This is a genomic window from Vibrio sp. 1288 (assembly GCF_033344475.1).
Window position 1 is genome coordinate 1 of record NZ_JAWPOX010000270.1, and the last position, 876, is coordinate 876.

The 876-nt window shown below is 51.0% G+C and carries 2 protein-coding genes; both read right to left on the reverse strand.

The window, feature by feature from the left end; all coding sequences use genetic code 11:
• The coding region (locus tag R8O11_RS26150) for a carboxyl transferase domain-containing protein (protein ID WP_318194730.1) at nucleotides 1–308 on the reverse strand (308 nt) is incomplete at its 3' end.
• 34 nt (nucleotides 309–342) lie between these two features.
• A partial coding sequence (locus tag R8O11_RS26155; RefSeq protein WP_318194731.1) for an acyl-CoA dehydrogenase family protein occupies nucleotides 343–876 on the reverse strand: 534 nt, incomplete at its 5' end.

Genomic DNA, 876 nt, shown 5'->3' on the forward strand with positions numbered 1-876 from the left:
CATTGAACTCCTTCGATCATGCCGATGCCAGCCACGACACCTGCGCATGGGATGGACTCATCGTACACTTGCCAAGCGGCGAACTGACCGATTTCAAGGAAGTTGCTGCCATCATCGAGCAAATGTGAAATTCGTTCTCGAACCGGGAGTTTTCCTTTTTGTCGCTGATGAGCAATGGCACGTTCGCCGCCACCGAGTTTGATGGTGGCAATGTCTTTTTGCAGCTTTTCAACCAGCATTTCCATCGCGGCTTGGTTAGAAAGAAACAGCTCGTCAGTTGGCTTGGTTTTGCTTTTTATGATGGCCATGATGACTTCCTTTTCCTAGCGAGTGAATCAGGAGCTAGCGTGATTCCTCAAACAATTCGCGCCCGATGAGCATTCGGCGAATTTCGGAGGTTCCTGCCCCAATTTCATACAGTTTTGCGTCACGCAGAAGGCGTCCGGTTGCGTATTCATTGATGTAGCCATTACCGCCGAGTAGTTGAATGGCATCGAGCGCCATTTGTGTCGCCAATTCTGCGCTGTACAAAATCACCCCGGCGGCATCTTTGCGCGTGCATTCACCACGATCACAAGCCGCCGCGACGGTGTAGACGTACGCTTTTGCAGCGCGCATACGTGAGTACATGTCGGCCAATTTGCCCTGCACAAGCTGAAACTCGCCGATGGATTTGCCGAACTGTTTGCGCTCATGCACGTAGGGGACGACGATATCCATACACGCTTGCATAATGCCGAGTGGGCCAGCAGCTAAAACAACGCGCTCGTAATCAAGCCCACTCATCAATACTTCGACGCCAAAATTGAGTGCTCCGAGAATGTTTTCTCTAGGTACTTTGCAATTGTTGAAGACGAGCTCAGATGTGTTTGAGCC